This is a genomic window from Ancylomarina sp. YFZ004, assembly GCF_054254355.1.
On the sequence record NZ_JBTCHQ010000014.1, the window covers coordinates 21,062 to 41,379 of the forward strand.

Below are 20,318 nucleotides of genomic sequence, written 5' to 3' on the forward strand. Positions count from 1 at the left end.
AAAAATTGAACATTAGACTCATTTATTTAAAATCCATTAATAAATCATCTCCTCACGGAAATTCTCTACAATAGAGGAAAAAGAATTTGCGACTGATTGCCCCAAACCACACTTAGCAGTCAAACGCATGGTGTCTGTTAGTTTTAGAAGCTTATCAAGATAAGCTGCTGGTTTTTCACCACGCTTTACAGCCTTGATGCCTTTAAGTAATTGCTGACAACCTACACGGCAAGGTGTACATTGACCACAGGATTCTTCTTCGAAAAAAACGAGATAATTATCCAAGACATTATACATCGAACGAGAGCTATTGAAAATCATCATAGAACCTCCTGTAGGTAGGGATACGCCCTTTAATTTACCCTGATAACCAATATGAGACTTAGCAAAACGCTTACGCGGAACAAGAAAACCCGAAGCACCACCTACTTGAACGGCCTTTGTATCGCCATCACCAAAATCATCAACAAAATCTTGTACACACATTCCCAATTCCAATTCATAAATCCCTGGTATGGGCGTATCTCCTGAAACTGAAAACACTTTGGAACCCCATGAATCTTTAACTCCAAGTTCACGGAATTTCTTGGCTCCATATTTCATTATCGTATATGAATGAGCCAAAGTTTCAACATTATTAATAACTGTAGGCTTATTTAGGTAACCACACTGAGTTGGATAAGGCGGTTTATTTCTTGGTTCGCCTCGCTTACCTTCCATCGATTCGAAAAGAGCTGATTCTTCACCACAGATATAAGCACCGCTTCCTAAGAAAATATCAACCACGAAATCAAGATTCAGATCTTCCATTATTTGATGAAATATCTTTAATTCTTCTCTAAGTTGAGGAACAAGAAATTTATATTCACCACGTAAATAGATATAGCCTTCTTTAGCACCAATTATCTTAGCACACATTGCCATTCCACCCAATACTTTATGTGGCACTCGAGTTAAAATCTCTCTATCTTTAAAAGTACCTGGCTCACCTTCATCGGCATTACAAATAACATACTTGATTGGCTCTGTCTCTTCAGCTGTAAGCTTCCATTTAAGTCCTGTTGGGAAACCAGCACCTCCACGTCCCTTTAGACCTGAATTTACCATCTCGTTTATAATCTCCTCATGAGAACGATCGAATGATTTCTTTAAAATCTCTTTACAATCATCTTCATGTTTGAAGATTAAATCTATTCTATTGAGTTGTTTTGTTTTAGTCGTCATAACTCTTGATTTTTACAATTTGAAAATAAGATCTACTCCTTATCGGCTTCAGCCTTATAAGAACTAAGTATATCGACTACCATATTTGGAGTCAACTCAGTATAGATATCATCGTTTACCAACATTGCAGGCGCTTTATGGCACCATCCTAGACAATTGGTTTCTAGTATTGTAAAGAGTTTGTCTGGAGTAGTTTCTCCCAACTTAACTTTCAAGAAATCTTCCAATGCCAAAAGAATTTGGTTCTTCCCTTTCATGGCACAGGTTATAGTTTTACAAACACGTATAACGTATTTACCTCTTGGTACAATATCGAGGAATGTGTAGAAACTAGCCGTTCCATAGACATCAGCGGCGGGGATTTTAGTTTCTTCTGCTATTTTTAGAATAGCACTCTCTGATAAAAAACGATCTTTTTCAACAACAGCTTGTAAAATAGGAAGCAATTTCTCCCTTTTTATTCCATGATCTTTTACAAGATCTTTTAAGAGTTCAGCCTTATCATTCATAGTTTCATGTTTAGTTTGATAAAACAAATGATTCTTAATTCTATACACACCTTTATCCAGAGCTAGTAGCACAAGCTCCTTCACAAAAACATATTAGAGTTAAGGTTCATTCATCATCTTATTATTGTGAGATAGATTAGTTTATATGCTAATTATTCTAGTACAATTTCAGATTCAAACTTTAATGAGTTCGGCTATTCCAACTCATATCCAACAGGTCTTCCTATCAATTTTCAGCTTTAAGATACAAAATATTAGAGAAATTTTTCTTTAATCAGTCCGTTTTACTAAATTCTTTCCATTTATGCTTATTATTTTCCAAACTAATAATCAATGACTAGCCTAATAATATTGATATTTCAAGAGAATAGTAAAACATATAAAAAATAAAAAAATACAATCAATTTCTATTTAGACTCATTAAAATGAAGCAGTTGAGACATAAAAAAAAGCCTCCGGAATTAACCGAAGGCTTTAAACTATATTGAATTCTAATTAGAAGTAATTAGGGCTTCATTTTATATAATAATAAGATTATACGTATCTCTTAGGCTGTACATCACCTCTCAATACCATATAACCATTCATTGCAAGAGCTTTCATTTCATCTTCACCAGGATAAACAATAACTGGAGCAATAAATGTAACCATTTCTTTCACATAGCTAACTAAATCACCATTGTGAGCGATACCACCGGTTAAGATAATACCATCAACTTGACCTTTTAAAGAAGCAGCACAAGCACCAATAGATTTACCTACTTGGTAAGCCATTGCATCTTGAATCAATTTAGCTTTTGCATCACCATCTTTGGCTTTCAACTCAATCTCGTAAGCATCATTAGTTCCCATATGAGCAACTAATCCACCTTCACCTTTGATCATTTTCTTAACTTCATCCAAAGTAACATCACCGCTAAAGCAAAGCTTAGCTAATGCACCAGCTGGAAGAGTTCCTGAACGCTCAGGAGAGAAAGGTCCTTCACCATCTAAGGCGTTGTTCACATCGATTACACGACCTTTAAGGTGAGCACCAACAGAGATACCACCACCTAAGTGAGCAACAATGATATTTAAGTCTTCGTAATTTTTGTCTACTGATAAAGCAAATGATCTACTTACAGCTTTTTGATTCAAAGCGTGGAAAATAGACATACGCTCAAATTCTGGATGACCAGAAACACGAGCAACATCAATCATCTCGTCCACAACAACTGGATCAGCAATATAAGCTTTTGCATTTGGTAATGACTGAGCAATATTATCAGCAATCAGTCCACCAAGATTACTTGCATGCTCTCCAAGAACACCAACACGTAAATCAGCTTTTAGTTTCTCGTCAACCAAGTAAACTCCAGACTCGATAGGCTTAACCAAACCACCACGTCCAACAACAGCTTCAATTAGGTCAATAAGAATTTCTGCGTCAATCAATTCCTTTAGGATAATATCCTTACGGAATTCAAATTGCTCTGAAATGCTATTGAATTTAGCTAACTCTTCATTAGAGTGCTTAATATTTTTTAGAAATACTGATTTATCGCCTTGATACACGGCAATCTTTGTAGAGGTAGATCCCGGATTGATGGCTAAAATTCTGCGATTTTCCATTAGAAATAGTAGTTTATTGTTTATTTAGTATTTGACTGCAAAAATACCAATCTCTCAAGGATTACAAGACAAAATTTAAAATCTTTTTCATGCTTTACATCACATAAACATTAAGGTAAGCAAGTCCAGTTAATCAAAGGCTTAAGCGGTATTTCAATTCATTTAAGACAGCTTCCTCCAAATTCTTTTTTGCAGACATTATTGCTTCATTAAGAGCTTGACCTTCTTTTTGTATTGGAATGACATGGTCAAATGGAGAATTTGTTAGCTTTTCAGAACTACCACAAAGTGCAATAACACGCTTCCCCATTTGCTTCGCTTTTAGAGCCAGAACATAGGGAGCTTTACCGAAAGATGATTGAGAATCGATTCTTCCTTCACCAGTAATCAGTACATCACATTTCTCTAGGGCCTCATCCATATTTAAACAATCAAAAACCAATTCACTTCCCGATCGCAATTTAGCTCCACACAGGGCATGAAGTCCAGCAGCAATACCACCAGCTGCACCAGCATGCTTCATGGTTGAAATATCAATATGGGATTGTTTCTCTATTAATTGAGCAAAATGTTGATGATTTTGATGCAATTGAATGATTTCATCGTCTGAGGCCCCTTTTTGTTTTCCAAAAACATGAGCGGCACCAAATTCGCCAAGTAAAGGGTTATCAACATCGCAAGCAATTTGAAAATCGACAAGAAGAAGTCGGGAATCGAAGTTTTGAGAATTGATCTCTATAATAGCCTTCAAGCTTCCTCCACCTCCACATAATTCATTCCCTTCTTTATCCAGGAAACGAAAGCCTAGAGCTCTTAGAGCGCCAAAGCCCATATCAAGTGTACCACTGCCACCTATAGCAAGAATAATCTTGGTACAATTCAGATCAAGAGCTGAACGAATTAAATCACCAACACCAAATGTATGAGTCTGTAAGGGTTTATATTCAGAAGATTTAAGCAAAGACAGCCCTGCAACATGAGTCAATTCGATAATTGCAGTACCATTCTCTGTAAGAAATATGGGGGCCTTGATCTTTCTATTTAAAAGATCGGTAGTAGAAAAGGTATGTGCTGCCCCAAAGTAGTAATTCGACAAAACAGTCAATGTTCCATCGCCTCCATCGGCAATTGGTAGGGATCTACAATTAAAATTAGGATTGAGTTTTGATAGATTGTTTTGGATAATTTGAGCAACTTCCAAAGCAGAAAGACTGCCTTTGAATGCATTAGGAGCAATCAGAATATTCATCATCAATAGTGCTTAATAATTAAATTCTGATAATCTCGAATCCTTAGCTACGATCAATAAAATCAGAAACATCTTCAAAAACAAGCAGACTTGGCTGAGCTTCAAAATAATTAAACAAATCAGCTTCAGGCCATTGCTTAACAGAGCGCATCACTCGACTCATTAATTTATTCAACTCCTTTGGAAAACCTGAACCTTTCCACGAAGAAGTATTTGTTATAATCACCCAAGTTGATCCATCTGGGTTTTGCTTCATCAAGGCTGAACTACCAGCCAAGGTGCCAGTTCGCCACCACGTTCCGTTTGAACGAGTACCTTTCCAGCCAATTGGACTAAATCCTCTACGGCTAGGCTTGGTCATATATTCAATGCTTTCCTTAGACAGAATATCAGCTTGCTTGTCTTTTCCATCAATGGCAACATAGAACTTCAATAATTCTGCAGCAGAAGCAATCCACGCACCAGCACCACCAAGTTCTTCAATATTATTTCCACCATTGCTACGATGAACTCTTCCTCCAGAACCATCAAAGGCTGGAACAAGTATGGCATTCGATTGTTCGTAGTAATTGACTTCATTAGGCAACTTATCCTCACGTAAGTTTTTACCTAAATGCATATCAAAAATACCTGCAGGTTGTAAAATATGTTCCTGTACGTATGCCTCGTAATCTTGACCAGATGATGCCTCTATAAGCTTTTCAAGAATCACATAACCAAGGTTAGAATAGCTACCACGGCTACCCGGCGTAAAATGCAAACGTCTTGAGAGTGCAAATTCGATAATGGTTTCAGCATTCGCAGGAGCTGGAACATTCATTTTTTTTGCAATTGTCAAAGGCAAAAACATTTGATCACCATATCGACTCGTAAAGCCAGCCGTATGTCTTAACAAATGTTCTACAGTTATTCTCTTCGATCGCTTATCGCGAATATTTAAGTAGTTTTCAGAATTAAGAATACCATCCTCACCAAAGACTCTATCGCTTAATTGTAGCTTACCCGCTTCCTTCAGTTTCATAATTGCCGTAGCAGTAATCAACTTAGAAACACTGGCAATACGAAACAAATGATCAGGTTCAACCTTCACTTTATTTTCCACATCAGCATAACCATATCCTTTAGCAAAAACCAGTTTCTGATCTTTTACCAAAGCAACAGAAGCACCCTTAATTCGCCAATATTCAAGGAACCTATTAATTCTATAATCAGCTCTTTTAGTTGCTTTAGATGATGATAGTTCGTTTGAAATACGGTGCGAAACTGGATCTAGTTTGCTATCGTAAGGTATATGTAATTCTTCTCGTTTAGACGAGCTGGTGTGCGTATCAAATAATACAACTACCAGGGTTAATATCAATATTATGATTTGTTTTATAGTCATTCTCCACATTTTATCTTACAAAGATCTCATAACAAGAATCTTTAAGGATACTTATCTCTCTGTTCACTATTCGTCACAAAAATGACTATTTTTTCTCAATAAGCAGCCATGAAGATAAAGCATTCCCTTTTAATAATAGACATAAAAAAGCAAGTATTTGCCTATTAATAGTAAATACAAGCGTTTATTCTAAATATCAAAAAATATTGTATACGCGTCTAAAACAAGTCATATTTCTACCATCCTAAGCTTTAGTTATTTATAATATTCCATTTTCCATAGCTCTACATGTGAATCCCAAATAATCACAGATGAATATAAATTCTAATTATTAAGCTCAGACGTATAAGAAATCTACAAAGTAATAAATAATCTTTTTTAACACTTTCGCACCTTGGCTTTCAGTATTCAAACTCACAAGTTTTACCTATATTTGCAACGACCTTACCTTGAAACTCAATATTTAAACTTTAAGCAATAAAAGTTATTCAACCAACGTTAACTGAATTGATTCAGTTATCTAGGCTTTTATGCACAAAAAATTGAGTCCGAAATTACAACTGAAGGAATAAATGACTAAAGGCAAGAACACAGCTATTAAAGCTAAGAGAAAGAATCCTCCAAAAAGAAAATCAACACCTGTAAAAAAAGGAAAACAGAAGAGAACATTCAAAACTCGACTCTTTCGATTTTTCTTCTTCTGCCTGCTTATAGCTGGCTCTCTGTTTGGTTTATTCTTGGCAAGCATCTATTACAGTGCATGGGGAAAACTACCCGATTACCATACTTTAAAGAATGTACAGAATGCCGATGCTTCAGAAGTTTATTCTGAGGATGGCAAAATTATGGGTCGCATCTATGCTGAGAATCGTACAAATATAGATTTTAGTGCTATTCCTATTAATGTAATCAATGCACTGGTTGCCACTGAAGATTCACGTTTTTACAGTCATGAAGGCATTGACGAAATCAGTTTGGTTCGCGTACTTGTGAAAACGCTGATACTTGGTAATAAGAGTTCAGGAGGTGGCAGTACACTTAGCCAGCAACTGGCCAAAAATCTTTATCCAAGAAGAAATTTTGGTAAATTATCAATGCCTGTCAATAAGATTAAGGAAGCCATTACTGCTTCGCGTTTAGAAAAGATATATTCCAAAAAGAAAATCCTTCAACTCTATCTCAATACCGTTCCTTTTGGAGAACAGGTTTTTGGTATTGAAAGTGCTTCGCGACAATATTTCAGCAAGCCTGCCTATCAACTTAAACTTGACGAAAGCGCCGTCCTTATTGGAATGCTTAAAGCGCCATCCTATTACAACCCCAGACGTTTCCCTGAGCGATCGAAGCAACGTAGGAATGTGGTTATTGGACAAATGTCTAAGAACAACTTTATTTCTGAGAATAAAGCGGAGCAATTAAAGCGACTACCCCTTAAAATCAAGTATCAAAGACAAAGTACGCATTCAGGACTTGCACCCTATTTAAGAGAACGCATTCGTATAGAGGCTGATAACATTCTTAAAAAATACACGAAAGCTGATGGTTCTTATTACGATATCTATCGAGATGGTTTAAGAATTATAAGCACTGTAGATTACAACATGCAAAAATATGCAGAAGATGCTGTTAAGTCGCATATGAAAAATTTGCAGAACATATTCTACAAGCATTGGGGAAGGCAAAACCCTTGGGACAATAATAAGGCAATTCTGACTTCTGCAATTGAACGTTCACCTTTTTATAAATCCTTAAGTAAAAAAGGTAAAAAGAAAAAGGAGATTGATGCACTTCTCAAGAAGAAAAGAGAAATGAAGATTTTCACATGGAATGGTGAAAAAGATGTAAAGATGAGTCCTCTTGATTCAATAAAACATTACATCAAGCTTCTGAACACTGGCTTTGTAGCTATGGAAAGTAACACCGGTAAAATAAAAGCTTGGGTTGGTGGTATTAATTTCAAACATTTCCAGTACGATCATGTTACAGGTAGACGTCAGGTGGGTTCAATATTCAAACCTATCGTTTATGCTGCTGCTCTAGAGGCTAATATGTCTCCATTTGATTATTACCCTAATGAACGCAAGGTTTATCCTAAATATCAGGACTGGTCGCCAAGAAATGCTGATGACAATTACGAAGGAAGTTATAGCATGGAAGGTGCTTTGGCTGAATCTGTCAATACGATTGCAGTGGATATCATTATGGAAACAGGCATTGAGTCAACCATAGAGCTAGCTGAAGAAATGGGAATATCTTCACCCTTACCCAATGTACCATCATTAGCTTTGGGAACCGCAAATATTTCGCTTTTAGAAATGATACAGGTTTATGCAAATCTTGCCAATAGAGGAAAGAGAGTAGATCCCTATTATATTTCACGAATAGAAACTAACAAGGGTGAGGTTATTGTCGATTTAAACCCAATGGGTGCCGAATTTGAGACGAGCTTATCTCCTGAAAATGCAGATATCATTAATCATATGTTGACTGCAGTAGTCGATAGTGGTACGGCAAAAAGTTTGAGAACGGTATATGGCTTAAAAGGTGAATTTGCTGGTAAAACAGGAACAACTCAATCGCAAGCTGATGGTTGGTATATTGGTTACAATCAAAATCTAGTTGCCGGTGCTTGGGTAGGTGCTGACGATATGCGAGTGCATTTCCGATCTCTAAGTTTAGGACAAGGTGCTACAATGGCTTTACCAATTTATGGTAAATTCATGCACCAACTCAACAATAACAGTAAATACCACGACTATTGTAAAGCGACTTTCTTCAAACCAGATAATACAAGCTTAGCTAAATTAGACATGCCTCACTATATGCCTCCGAGAGCTGGTTTCTTCGAAAGACTTCTGGGGCTAGACAACAAAAAGGATGATAAAGTAAAATTAGAGGAACGTCGCGCTAAACGAAAGAAAAATAAAAAATCAATCTACGATAAAATTAAATCTATTTTCGGTAAAAAGAATAGAGACAAATAAAAAGACAAAAAGCGTAAAATCACTTATCACAGTTGATTTTACGCTTTTCTTCTATTCTAAATTAGAGACTTTAGAATCTTTTCTTCCACCAAAACTTCAATCGCTCCAAAACCTTTACTTCAAGTGCATTATTTTGTGGTATATATAAACGTTGATTAGCTATTTCTTCTGGAAGATACTCCTGATTAACAAAGTTCCCTGGGTAATCATGAGAGTATTTGTACTCTTTCTTATAACCCAAATCTTTCATCAACTTGGTTGGTGCATTACGCAAATGTAGAGGCACAGATAAATTTCCAGTTTCTCTAACCAAAGCTTGAGCCTTACCAATTGCCAGATAAGACGCATTACTTTTAGCAGATGTCGCTAAATAAATCGCTACTTCTGAAAGAATAATTCGAGATTCAGGCATTCCAACTAAATTTACCGATTGGAAACCTGCATTGGCTAGAAGCAAAGCATTGGGATTTGCTAAACCGATATCTTCACTTGCAGATATAACCAAGCGTCTAGCAATAAATTTAGGATCTTCTCCCCCTTCAATCATTCGGGCTAACCAATATGCGGCAGCATCAGGATCACTACCTCGAATCGATTTAATTAAGGCTGATGCAATATCGTAATGTTGTTCACCATCCTTATCGTACATAGATGGATTCTCCTGCAGTTCCCTAAGCACCAACTCATTGGTCAAAACAATTTTATCAGTCACCTGGGAATTAACCACCAACTCTAAAATATTCAGAAGTTTACGTGCATCACCCCCCGAAAATTTAATTAGAGCGTCCTTTTCTTTTACGGTGACATCCTTTTCTTTTAAATAAAGGTCTTTCGTTAAAGCATGTTCGATCAGATATTCTAAATCAGATTTCTCCTGAGCTTTTAACACATAAACCTGACAACGTGAAAGCAAGGGTGAAATCACCTCAAAAGAAGGATTCTCGGTTGTTGCTCCAATCAGCGTTACAGTCCCATTCTCAACAGCACCTAAAAGAGAATCTTGCTGTGATTTACTGAAACGATGGATTTCATCGATAAATAAAATTGGATTGGGTGTGGTGAAAAATTTCTGCTTTTCAGCTTTTGCTATAACCTCTCTCACATCTTTCACACCAGAATTAATCGCCGATAAATTATAAAAAGGGCGATTGAGTTGATTGGCTATAATTTTAGCCAAGGTTGTTTTACCAACCCCAGGAGGTCCCCAAAGAATAAAGGAAGAAATATTCCCAGATTCGATCATCTTTCGAAGAACAGCTTTCTCTCCCACCAAATGTTTTTGTCCCAAATAATTATCAAGACTGGTAGGTCGTAATCGTTCTGCTAAAGGTTGGTTTGATGTCATGAGACAAGCTTAAGGGTTAAAGGTTAAAAAGTATAATCAAAATGAAAGTGTGAAATATAAAGGTTAAAGGATAAAGGTAAAAGGTTATGCTTCGGCTGCGCTCAGTGCCCAGAAACTAAAAAGTTTACTTCTCTTTATTACAATAACGTTTAATAACATTGTAAGCATCAAGTAGACCCAGTTCTCCAGCCTTACTTAAATCGCCATATGCCGAAGTTTTATCATTATTGTATAAATAGACCAAACCTCGGTTAAAATAGGCTTCTCTTAAACTACTATCTAATTCGATAGCCTTATTATAATCAGAGATTGCTTTATCAAATTGTTTCGATTTTGCATAAGTATTACCTCGGTTAAAATAGGCGAAAACAAAATCAGAGTTTAGTTCTATAGCTTTATTGTAATCAGTAATAGCCGAACTATAATCAACGATAATTTCATGATTTTTGTTCTTATTATCATCATTCAAACGCAGGTTCGTATCATCATTAACACCAATAGATTGGATGTAATCAGTCATATCGACAATAGCATTGGCTCTATTAAAGTAGGCAAAGGCAAAATTCTTATTTTTATTGATACATGCATTAAACGAAGCAACAGCATTATTATATTTCTTATTGCTTAGCTCATAAGATCCTTTAAAGAAATAGGCTTCGCTATTGCCTGATTTTATTTCAAGCTCTGCATGTTTGATTTGCTGATCTACCAAGTTCTTTGAAGATGGATAATGCTTATTACTAAATGTGAAAGCAGGAGAATAATTGTGCTTTTGATTGTAATTCATCAATTCCTGATCGTAATACTGCATTTTTCCTGCACGAAGACTATCAATGGATAGATGACTGATATGAAAATCTTTTGCAAGCTTAATTGCCACAAATTTATCTTGAACACGTCCCTTAATAATTTCTTCAATAATTTTCTCACGTGAATTCAAGTCGATTAAACGTTGAAAATTCTCAGTGGTATCTACAAAGGCAGCCATAGCCCCTTCATTTTTCATTCGCTTATACTTATCAATGATAATCAGTCCTTGGTTTCTATCTTCAATGGAACCATCAAGATCATTAATATCACGTTTAGATGACGATCGGGCCAGATAGGCTTTTGCAAAATCTGGATAAATATCAATTGCAGTTGTATAATCAGCAATAGCTCCCAGGTTATCACCAATATCAGCCTTCACGAGACCTCTATTGAAATAAATCAGCATATTATCAGGATTCATATCCAACACCATATTAAAATCGTCAATCGCTGAATTAAAATCACCAACCTCAGACTTTAGAAGTGCTCTATTATAATAACCGTAAGCATTATTCGGATCCAGTTCAATCACTTTATCGTAATCAGCCAAAGCTCCCTTCAAGTTCTTTGTGGCATAATTTGAGATCCCTCTGCCCATTATCAAACGTGCATCATCAGGATTAATCTTCAAAGCACGCTCATAATCCTCAACCGACTCTTTATATTGCTTATTCTTATATTTTAAATAAGCTCTATGACCGAAAGCATCTGCAGAAAAATTATTAAGTTGAACAGCTTTATTACAATCTGAAATAGCACCATCAATATCCTCCAATTGCTCTCTAACAACTGCACGATTTAAATAAGCACCAATCATATCCTTTTTCAGTTCTAAGGCTTTTGTATAGTTTTTCTCAGCCTCATCATAACGTTTTAAAGCAGCCAATGTAATGCCTCTATTGGCAAATATGTCTGAATTACTGGGATTCAAATCTTCAGCCATATCAAAATCTTTAAGAGCCTGCTTGTAGCGACTCAAATGATTATTAGCAACGCCTCGATAAAGGTAGGCTAAAGTATAATTCGGATTAATTGAAATTGCCTTGGTATAATCAATCTCAGCGCCTTCAAAATCCTCAAGGTAATATTTTGCTAATGCTCTAAACAGATAAGGTTCTGGCAAGTATGGCTTAACTCTAATTATCTCATTAAATTTTATAATAGCCTCTGTGTAATCATCAAAATAGATGGCATTTCGTCCTTTTGATAATAAATTTTCAGTGTTAAGTTGTGCACTGGCTATTTTCAAACAAAAAATAAAACTTAATAATATTAGAAGTCGATATAAACGCATAGAAACATTGATTTCAAGTGTAGAATTACAAACTTAAAAAAACTAGCTTGTAATCAGATCAATTTAACAGATTTTAAATCAATAAAATCATTCATTCTATAGGCTTTAGTTCTCAATTTCATATCCCATTAAACAGATGCATTCCATTTTTATTATTTTACTAAATGTCTTAACTTGAACTTAGAAGCACATACTCAATTCGCTACAATCTTAAAATCATTGACTTGAATACGATGTGTTTTGTGTATAATACAATACATTCTATGTGATTAATACCGACCAAACCCTATTGCTATGAGAAATACCCTGCATCAATACATGAAAAATCGCTATCAGCATAAAGAAACAGAATCATCCGAATATAAATTTTCAGGACCTGTGATAACTATTTCAAGAGAGTGTGGATGTCATGCAATCAATATAGCTAATGCTCTGGTTAAAAATCTTACTAAAATTACGGGTGAGGAATGGACCGTACTAACTAAAGAAATACTTGTAGAAGCGGCTGAAAAACTAAATCTACATCCAAAGAAGATTGAATATGTTTTCGAGTCAAAAGAAAAATCGACCTGGGATGAGGTTTTTGCATCAATGTCTAACAAGTATTATAAAAGCGATAAGCAAATTAAAAAAACCATTGCCGAGGTGGTACAAGCTATGGCCAAACGTGGCAACTGTGTTATTATAGGGCGTGGAGGTGTAATTCTGACTCAAGACATCGAAAAATCTTTGCATTTAAAACTGCAAGCTCCTATTGAATGGCGCGCGACTCAATTACAGAAAAATCATGGTGGTAGCCTTGAAGAAATGAAAATATATGCTCGAACGGTTGATGAAAAAAGAGAGATTCTTCGTAATTTCTTCAATAAAGAGCCGTTGGAATTGAGTCATTTTGACCTCGTATTCAACACAATGAAATTGGATGATGAAATGATGGTTAATACTACAATTGAAATCTTAAAAGCAAAAAAAATCATTTAAGTGTATCTTTACGAGGCGATATCATGAGTATGATTAATATCATACTAGAGAATGTCTCAACCCATCTTATCGAGTCAAATCATAATTATATCTAAAAACTTAAGCAAAGCCCTTATTTCAATTGGCTAGGTTTAAGTTTTTGTTATTTTTGCGGTTCTAAATCTGTCTATATTCTCTAGCTAAATAGAAAATAAAAAAAATGGGTTTAGAAGTGAAAATAAAAAACCATTAACACTTAAAACAACAATACTATGAATTTTAGAATTCTTGCTGCAGCCCTACTTATTGGAGGAACTGTATTTTCTTCATCAGCTGAAGTGAAAAAAGACAAAAAAAAGGACAAAGAAGAAGGTTATATTTTTACTGAGGTAAAACGTATGCCTGAAACTTCTGTAAAAGATCAGCACCGTTCAGGTACCTGTTGGGCTTTTGCTGGACTTTCATTTATGGAGTCAGAAATGCTTCGTATGGGTAAGCCTGAAGCAGATTTATCAGAAATGTTTGTTGTTTATAACTGCTACTCTGATAAAGCTATTAAAGACGTTCGTTTGAGCGGAAAATTCAATTTTGGTGGTGGTGGTGCATTCCACGATGTAACTTACGTGTGGAAAAAATATGGTATCGTTCCTGAGTCAGTATACGCTGGAATTGAATACGGAGAGCCAGGTCATACTCATGGTGAAATGGATATTATCCTTAGCAACTATGTGGATGCTGTAATCAAAAATAAAAACAGAAAATTAACACCAACATGGCATAAAGGTTTTGATGGCGTTTTGGATGCTTACTTAGGGAAATTACCTGAGACATTTAAGTACGAAGGGAAAGAATACACTCCTAAGTCATTTGCAAAAGACTATACAGGTCTTAACGCTGATGATTATATCGAGATTTCTTCTTACACTCACCACCCATTCTACGAAAAATTCATTATCGAAGTTGGTGACAACTGGTTATGGGACGAGGTTTATAACTTACCTGTTGACGAGATGATGGAAGTTATGGAAAGTGCTATCATGAATGGTTATACTATTGGTTGGGCTTCTGACGTAAGCGAAAAAGGATTTGCATACCGCAAAGGTGTTGCTATTGTTCCTGAAGCGGATACTAAGAACATGAGCGATTCTGAAATTTCTAAATGGCAGGATATGTCAGACAAGAAAAAGAATGCTAAACTATTTAGCTTCGAAGGTCCTGGTAAAGAAAAAGTGATTACTCAAGAAATGCGTCAAGAAGCTTTCGATAACTACACAACGACTGATGATCACGGTATGCACCTTGTTGGTATTTCTAAAGACCAAAAAGGCAACAAGTACTTTATCGTAAAGAACTCATGGGGTACTGATAATAATCCATATGAAGGTCATTTTTATGCTTCATTCCCATTTGTATCATATAAGACTATGTCTTTCATGATTCACAAGGATGCAGTTCCTGCAAAATTGAGAAAAAAATTAGGTTTGTAATCTACAAGCTCAATCATATTTTAAAAAGCTCGACTATGACGGTCGAGCTTTTTTTTATGCATTTCATCACCACTATTATAAACTTGGTCTGATTTTTGATTATTTCCGAAATTGAAAAATTTAATATAAATTCGTCTATCTGTAAAGTTGTAAATGTTACAGACGAATTTATTAGTAAGAAACTCATTAGATTATTAATACAAAAATTACACATTATGAAAAAATTATTATTATTGGTAGCAGCAATCTGCTTCTTTTCATCGGCATTGTTTGCACAGCTAGCCTCTCCTATTAGTCTTGGTATTCACGGTGGCATTGTTAGCACTAAAGTTGACACGGACTTAAGTGGTATTAAAGAAAAATCAGAAAATGGAATGATGTTGGGTGCTTTTGCAAGAATCAACATCAACAAATGGTATATTCAACCAGAATTAAATTACGTAAAGCGAAAATCAAGTATTTCACAAGAAGTACCAGTATTGGGTACTGTGACAGCGGATATTGAAACAAAAAGTCTTGACATACCCATACTACTAGGTTACAAATTGGTAAAATTACCTCTATTTAAACTGAGAGCTTTCGCTGGTCCTGTAGCGTCATTTAATATCGATGACAAGATTAAATCTACTTTTGATGATGCTATAGATGCGGATTTTAAAGGTGCAGTTTGGAATGCTAAAGTTGGTGCTGGTATCGACGTTTGGAAATTAACTTTAGATGTTGATTACGAATTTGGTTTAACTGATGTTTCTTCTGAGTTCTTAAAGAAAAACAAAATGATGAATGTAACTTTAGGTTTCCGTTTGTTCTAAAATCATTTTCGACATATAAAAAAACCACCAATGATTTGGTGGTTTTTTTATGCTTTAATGTAAAGGTCTAATTCTAGAATTCACTTAATATCCCTCCAGTCATTCTAACTAAAGTGGTTTTAGATTGAATCAGATTGAAGATAGCACTTAATCTTGCTAATGAGGCATTCTGATATGAAATTTGCACATCACGGTAGTTAAAGGAATTAATGCTTCCTGATTCGTATTTCTCTTTAGAAAGTTGCATATTGATCTCTGTTGCCAATTTATTCTCCTCAGCTAAATCTAACAACTCTTTACGTAACTGATACAATTCAAAATTCTGAGCTAAAGTATTCGTTAAACTATGTTTGAGGTCATCTGTCTGTATCTTCGAAATTTCCTCTTCAATCTTAGATATCTGCACGGCTCTGCGATTAGCATTCCCGTTAAAAATTAAATAATTCAAGCTCAAGTTAGCATAAAGGTTATGAGACTTTGTATCAATTTTAGGAGATACATCATGCTTCTGTATAAACTTATTGCCTTGTACTCCCGCTCCCAATGAAACTCGAGGATAATAATTTGATCGTGCCATCTCAATATCGCGCTTCTGAATAGCCTCTTGCATATAACGGTTTTTCAGATTGTTATTATTAGCAAACATCTTGTCAAGCAAATCAGCCAATCGATAATCCGTAACATTGGTCATAAAAGCATCCGTAAAAATATACTGGGTGCTTTCCTCAACACCTAAAAGAAAATTCAAGTCACGAACCGTATTATTGTAATTCACCTGTTGAGTCAGATAATTGGATTTATCCTCAAGAAATGCATTCTTTGCTAAAAGCAACTCATAACTCCCTTTGGTTCCCAGTTCACTGGCAATTTTCTCATTCCCATATCTATCTTCAGAAAGCTCCTTGATTCTTTTGCTCACTTCCAAGCGCTCCTGTTCCATCAAGGTTTTATAATAAGCTAGAATAATCAACTGAATTTGACTCTCAACAGCAACTATGGTATTTCCCTTAGAAAGAGAAGCAAGATCATTAAATTTATCCTTACGAATTCTAACAGCAAAACCATCGAACAAAGTCCAGCTTAAATCAATGGATGGCGTAAGTATGTTCTGTCTGAAGTCATCGCTTTCGTTATAATCCTTTTTATTACTAGAACGAAAATTGAACTCAAGCTTTGGGTATTGTCCTGCATTTCCCCATGTATTATTCAAATCAGCAATCTTTTCTGATTGGCGTACAATCTGAATATTGTAATTCTTCTCTAAGCCTATCTCAATTGCTTGAGCAAGATTTAAATCTTTCTGTGCAGATAAAGAGCCTGCACAAAATAACATGAGTACGAGTATTATATATCTATTCATTATTTTTATTTTTCTAAATGTCCAAAAAAGTCATAAAAGTCAAAGAGTCGAAATATAAAAGATCGAATGTGCATACACGTACCTTTATCCTTATTTACTTTAACCTTTCCCCTTATCTTCCTCTTTAATCAAGAGTTACTTTTGCTTCTTTAATAGCTGGTTCTACATCAATAGGCTCAATTGTCTCCCCTGTCCACACTTCCTTAACCTTACATCTGATATCATTCAAAACAAGAATAATGATTGGGAAAAGTGTTAGAATAAAGAAAGTTCCAACCAATACACCGTAAGCTAAAGCAATAGCCATTGGGATTAGGAATTGAGCTTGAAATGAATTCTCAAGAATCAATGGATATAAACCAACCGATGTGGTAATGGTTGTCAAAACAATGGCTCTAAAACGTGCTTTACCTGCACCAAGTACAGCAGCTTCGGGATTCATACCTTCCTTTAAATTTGTATTGTATTTGGAGAGGAAGACGACGGCATCGTTAATAATCACACCAGAAAGAGCAACCATTCCCCATACACTAAGCATGGATACTTGAACACCTTCTATACCATGTCCCCAAGCAGAACCGATAATCCCTAAAGGAACCATCAAAATCACAATCAGTCCTTGAGTGAAAGATCTAAAATGCAACATCACAATAAACATAATAGCTACAAAAGCAATAGAGAAATAAGTTTTCATCTCGGCAATATCTTCAGAAGAACGTTTAGCTTGCCCCTGAAACTCAGGCCGAACACTAGGAAACTTCTCTTTAAGTAAAGGAAGAATATTATTTGTTACTTCTTCCAAAATTGGAGGTACAGGTTCATTGGGATCTAATAAATCTGCTTCCACACGAATCTCACGAGCACCATTATAACGCTGTATACTAACCGGACCTCGTAATATTTCATAGTCGATCAGTTCCGATAAAGGATACTCTCCTCCCGGTGTTCTGATTCTCATGCTCTCCATTTGTCCGATAAACACACGATCGCTTTTAGGGTAACGTACCCAAACCTTGATCTCATCTTTACCTTCTTGAAGACGCTGTGCCTGTCCACCAAAGAATCCTTGACGAACCTGAGATGTGATACTACGCAAATTCATTCCCAAATAATAGGCTTTATCTTTAAGACTCAATCGAACTTCACGACTTCCCAATGGGTTATTGTCATTGATATTATACAGAGAAGTCATTTTTCTTAACTCATCCTGAAAATAGATATTGGCAGCATTCAGTTCTTCAAGATCACTGCCCAGAAGACTAACCGAAACGGCTGCACCCCATCTGTTAAAAGAACCAATAGTAAACTTCTCAGCAGAATTAACGTCACCTATCTTTTTCTTAACTCGATTTGAAATACCAAAGCTGGAAATAGGAGAACCTTCCATATCTCGAAGTGTAACGGTAATATTACCCGCATGTGGGCCAGATTCCTGACCACTAAAAGCAGACCCTGCCGTTAAATTTGTATATTTTATGAAATCATTGTCCTCATTAAATTCTTTCTTCAGTTCCTTATTCACATCCCAAACAACCGCTTCAAAATTTTTCAGAGCTTTAATTGTAATATCCTTATTGGTCCCTGGTTTATAAGCCACATTGATATTAAAAGTATCGAAACTTACATTGGGGAAGAAGGTACTTTTTATAAAACCACCCCCAAATAAACCCATGGTTATGAAGATAAAGGCTACAGGAAGAAATACAATGATCCAACGCCATTTCAGGGCTTTTTTCAAAAAGCTCATATAAAGACGATCGCGCATATAAATAATGCCCTTTTCAATTTTATTTCGGAAGCGGTTAAAAGCAGTATGGCTTTTTCTCACATTCAGTACCTTTTCGTTCCCCACATGACTTGGCAAAACAAAAAGACTTTCGAATAAAGAAATCCCAAGACAAAAGACCACAACAAAAGCCATCTCGTAAAGAAATTGCATATTACCTGTAACAAGTAAGAGTGGTGTAAAGGCTATCATAGTTGTTGTTACCGATGTTAAAACGGCTGGTACAACCTCCATGGTTCCATCAATAGCTGCTCGACGAGGACTCTTCCCCCTTTCAAAATGCGTATATATATTTTCTCCAATCACAATTCCATCATCTACGAGAATACCGATGATTAAAATCATACCAAAAAGTGAAATCATATTGATAGTCACCCCCATTAGGTTGGCAAAAATAAACATACCTAAAAATGAGGCAGGAATTCCCCAAGCCACCCATAAGGATAGACGAAAACTCAAGAATAAAGCTAAAGCAAGAACGACAAGAGCTAGGCCATAGCCACCATTCTTATACAATAGGTTTAGTCGTGATTGCAACATGTTAACATAGTCGAAAGTGATCTCTAACTTGGCGTCAGTATGATCCGCATTAAATTCCTTAGCATATTGATTACAGAAGATTGAAATTTCCTCCAAATCCTCATTATTCAACTTATTTACTCGGATTGATACAGCAGGATTATAGTTGACATAGGACGAACGTGGTACATCTTCGAATTGAAAGTGAATATCACAAACATCTCTCAATCTGATGTAGGATCCATCAGGATTTGCACGTAGAATGATCTCACCAATCTTATCCGGATCAACCGAACGGTTACGAGAGCGAATCAAAATTTCTTCTTTGGCATTTTTAATGACACCACCAGAAATATCGATATTATTGCTAGCAATAGCCGTTGAAATTTCAGAAAAAGTTAACTGATGACGACGCAGATTATCCTCCTTAACCTCAACAGAAAGTTCTAAACGAGGTAAACCCGATATTGAGATCTGAGACATTTTTTTCGAACGCATCAAATCATCATAGATCAAATCAGAATAACGCTTGAGTGTTATTAAATCTACATCGCCTGTTACAGCCATCCTCACAGCTGGAGTCGTGGATCTTAGTTTAGCAATAACGGCTTTTTCCGCTCCTGAGGGAAATGAAGGAATCCCATCAACAGCGTTCTTAACATCGGCTAGGGTTTCATCAAGCTTTAAATCACCTGTTGTGGTGATGGTCACCCGGGCAAAACCTTCGGATGATACAGAATTCATTTCTTTAATACCCACAATGCCTCTAATGGCATCTTCAATTCGTGAGGTTATCCCCTCTTCTACCTCTTTGGGAGAAGCTCCGGGATAAACCATGGAAACAGTAATTGTTTTAGATTCCGTTTCAGGAAAAAACGACTTCTTCATATTAAACAGGGAGAAAATACCTGCTATCAGAAAAAGATAGATAATCATCTTCCCATAAAAAGGATACCTGACAAAATGAGATATAATATGCTTCAT

13 protein-coding genes are annotated in these 20,318 nt (G+C 35.8%); 4 read left to right on the forward strand and 9 right to left on the reverse strand.

The window, feature by feature from the left end:
- Positions 1-36 precede the first annotated feature (36 nt).
- The 5 genes from ACXR6G_RS17700 to ACXR6G_RS17720 form a co-directional block, all read right to left on the reverse strand.
- Complete coding sequence (locus ACXR6G_RS17700) at positions 37-1,224, reverse strand: NADH-ubiquinone oxidoreductase-F iron-sulfur binding region domain-containing protein (RefSeq protein ID WP_458362784.1); 1,188 nt, start codon at positions 1,222-1,224, stop codon at positions 37-39.
- A 32-nt stretch (positions 1,225-1,256) separates the two neighbouring features.
- The gene (locus ACXR6G_RS17705) at positions 1,257-1,733 is read right to left on the reverse strand and encodes an NADH-quinone oxidoreductase subunit NuoE family protein (protein ID WP_458362785.1); all 477 of its coding nucleotides are present in this window, start codon (positions 1,731-1,733) and stop codon (positions 1,257-1,259) included.
- Positions 1,734-2,267: 534 nt separating this feature from the next.
- Complete coding sequence (gene buk / locus ACXR6G_RS17710; protein WP_458362786.1) at positions 2,268-3,344, reverse strand: butyrate kinase; 1,077 nt, start codon at positions 3,342-3,344, stop codon at positions 2,268-2,270.
- A gap of 133 nt (positions 3,345-3,477) precedes the next feature.
- On the reverse strand, positions 3,478-4,596 hold the full coding sequence (locus tag ACXR6G_RS17715; protein ID WP_458362787.1) for a glycerate kinase family protein: 1,119 nt from the start codon (positions 4,594-4,596) through the stop codon (positions 3,478-3,480).
- 40 nt (positions 4,597-4,636) lie between these two features.
- On the reverse strand, positions 4,637-5,977 hold the full coding sequence (locus ACXR6G_RS17720; protein ID WP_458362788.1) for a serine hydrolase domain-containing protein: 1,341 nt from the start codon (positions 5,975-5,977) through the stop codon (positions 4,637-4,639).
- A gap of 572 nt (positions 5,978-6,549) precedes the next feature.
- Between ACXR6G_RS17720 and ACXR6G_RS17725 the strand changes: the two genes are divergently transcribed.
- Positions 6,550-8,961 (forward strand): penicillin-binding protein 1A, encoded by a 2,412-nt coding sequence (locus tag ACXR6G_RS17725; RefSeq protein WP_458362789.1) that lies wholly within the window; start codon positions 6,550-6,552, stop codon positions 8,959-8,961.
- A 70-nt stretch (positions 8,962-9,031) separates the two neighbouring features.
- On the opposite strand, the gene ACXR6G_RS17730 is transcribed toward ACXR6G_RS17725, so the two are convergent.
- A complete protein-coding gene (locus ACXR6G_RS17730; protein ID WP_458362790.1) occupies positions 9,032-10,306 on the reverse strand; it encodes a replication-associated recombination protein A in 1,275 nt (424 codons plus the stop codon).
- Positions 10,307-10,430: 124 nt separating this feature from the next.
- Positions 10,431-12,410: a tetratricopeptide repeat protein gene (locus ACXR6G_RS17735; RefSeq protein ID WP_458362791.1), complete on the reverse strand. Its 1,980-nt coding sequence runs from the start codon at positions 12,408-12,410 to the stop codon at positions 10,431-10,433.
- A 294-nt stretch (positions 12,411-12,704) separates the two neighbouring features.
- Here ACXR6G_RS17735 and ACXR6G_RS17740 point away from each other — a divergent pair, with 294 nt between their 5' ends.
- The 3 genes from ACXR6G_RS17740 to ACXR6G_RS17750 all read left to right on the forward strand — a co-directional run bounded on the left by ACXR6G_RS17740 (position 12,705) and on the right by ACXR6G_RS17750 (position 15,669).
- Positions 12,705-13,391, forward strand: a complete 687-nt coding sequence (locus tag ACXR6G_RS17740) for a cytidylate kinase-like family protein (RefSeq protein WP_458362792.1) — start codon at positions 12,705-12,707, stop codon at positions 13,389-13,391.
- A 251-nt stretch (positions 13,392-13,642) separates the two neighbouring features.
- The gene (locus ACXR6G_RS17745; RefSeq protein ID WP_458362793.1) at positions 13,643-14,857 is read left to right on the forward strand and encodes an aminopeptidase C; all 1,215 of its coding nucleotides are present in this window, start codon (positions 13,643-13,645) and stop codon (positions 14,855-14,857) included.
- A gap of 215 nt (positions 14,858-15,072) precedes the next feature.
- Positions 15,073-15,669, forward strand: a complete 597-nt coding sequence (locus ACXR6G_RS17750) for a porin family protein (protein WP_458362794.1) — start codon at positions 15,073-15,075, stop codon at positions 15,667-15,669.
- A 73-nt stretch (positions 15,670-15,742) separates the two neighbouring features.
- Here ACXR6G_RS17750 and ACXR6G_RS17755 read toward each other — a convergent pair whose 3' ends face one another.
- Together ACXR6G_RS17755 and ACXR6G_RS17760 are read right to left on the reverse strand one after the other, a co-directional pair.
- Positions 15,743-17,029, reverse strand: coding sequence for a TolC family protein (locus ACXR6G_RS17755; protein WP_458362795.1), 1,287 nt, complete (start codon positions 17,027-17,029; stop codon positions 15,743-15,745).
- Positions 17,030-17,153: 124 nt separating this feature from the next.
- Positions 17,154-20,318 (reverse strand): efflux RND transporter permease subunit, encoded by a 3,165-nt coding sequence (locus ACXR6G_RS17760; RefSeq protein ID WP_458362796.1) that lies wholly within the window; start codon positions 20,316-20,318, stop codon positions 17,154-17,156.

Bases quoted from the DNA above. Each gene is read 5' to 3' on its own strand.
- ACXR6G_RS17700 (WP_458362784.1), bottom strand. From the start codon at position 1,224: ATGACGACTAAAACAAAACAACTCAATAGAATAGATTTAATCTTCAAA.
- ACXR6G_RS17705 (WP_458362785.1), bottom strand. From the start codon at position 1,733: ATGAATGATAAGGCTGAACTCTTAAAAGATCTTGTAAAAGATCATGGA.
- buk (WP_458362786.1), bottom strand. From the start codon at position 3,344: ATGGAAAATCGCAGAATTTTAGCCATCAATCCGGGATCTACCTCTACA.
- ACXR6G_RS17715 (WP_458362787.1), bottom strand. From the start codon at position 4,596: ATGATGAATATTCTGATTGCTCCTAATGCATTCAAAGGCAGTCTTTCT.
- ACXR6G_RS17720 (WP_458362788.1), bottom strand. From the start codon at position 5,977: ATGACTATAAAACAAATCATAATATTGATATTAACCCTGGTAGTTGTA.
- ACXR6G_RS17725 (WP_458362789.1), top strand. From the start codon at position 6,550: ATGACTAAAGGCAAGAACACAGCTATTAAAGCTAAGAGAAAGAATCCT.
- ACXR6G_RS17730 (WP_458362790.1), bottom strand. From the start codon at position 10,306: ATGACATCAAACCAACCTTTAGCAGAACGATTACGACCTACCAGTCTT.
- ACXR6G_RS17735 (WP_458362791.1), bottom strand. From the start codon at position 12,410: ATGCGTTTATATCGACTTCTAATATTATTAAGTTTTATTTTTTGTTTG.
- ACXR6G_RS17740 (WP_458362792.1), top strand. From the start codon at position 12,705: ATGAGAAATACCCTGCATCAATACATGAAAAATCGCTATCAGCATAAA.
- ACXR6G_RS17745 (WP_458362793.1), top strand. From the start codon at position 13,643: ATGAATTTTAGAATTCTTGCTGCAGCCCTACTTATTGGAGGAACTGTA.
- ACXR6G_RS17750 (WP_458362794.1), top strand. From the start codon at position 15,073: ATGAAAAAATTATTATTATTGGTAGCAGCAATCTGCTTCTTTTCATCG.
- ACXR6G_RS17755 (WP_458362795.1), bottom strand. From the start codon at position 17,029: ATGAATAGATATATAATACTCGTACTCATGTTATTTTGTGCAGGCTCT.
- ACXR6G_RS17760 (WP_458362796.1), bottom strand. From the start codon at position 20,318: ATGAAGCATATTATATCTCATTTTGTCAGGTATCCTTTTTATGGGAAG.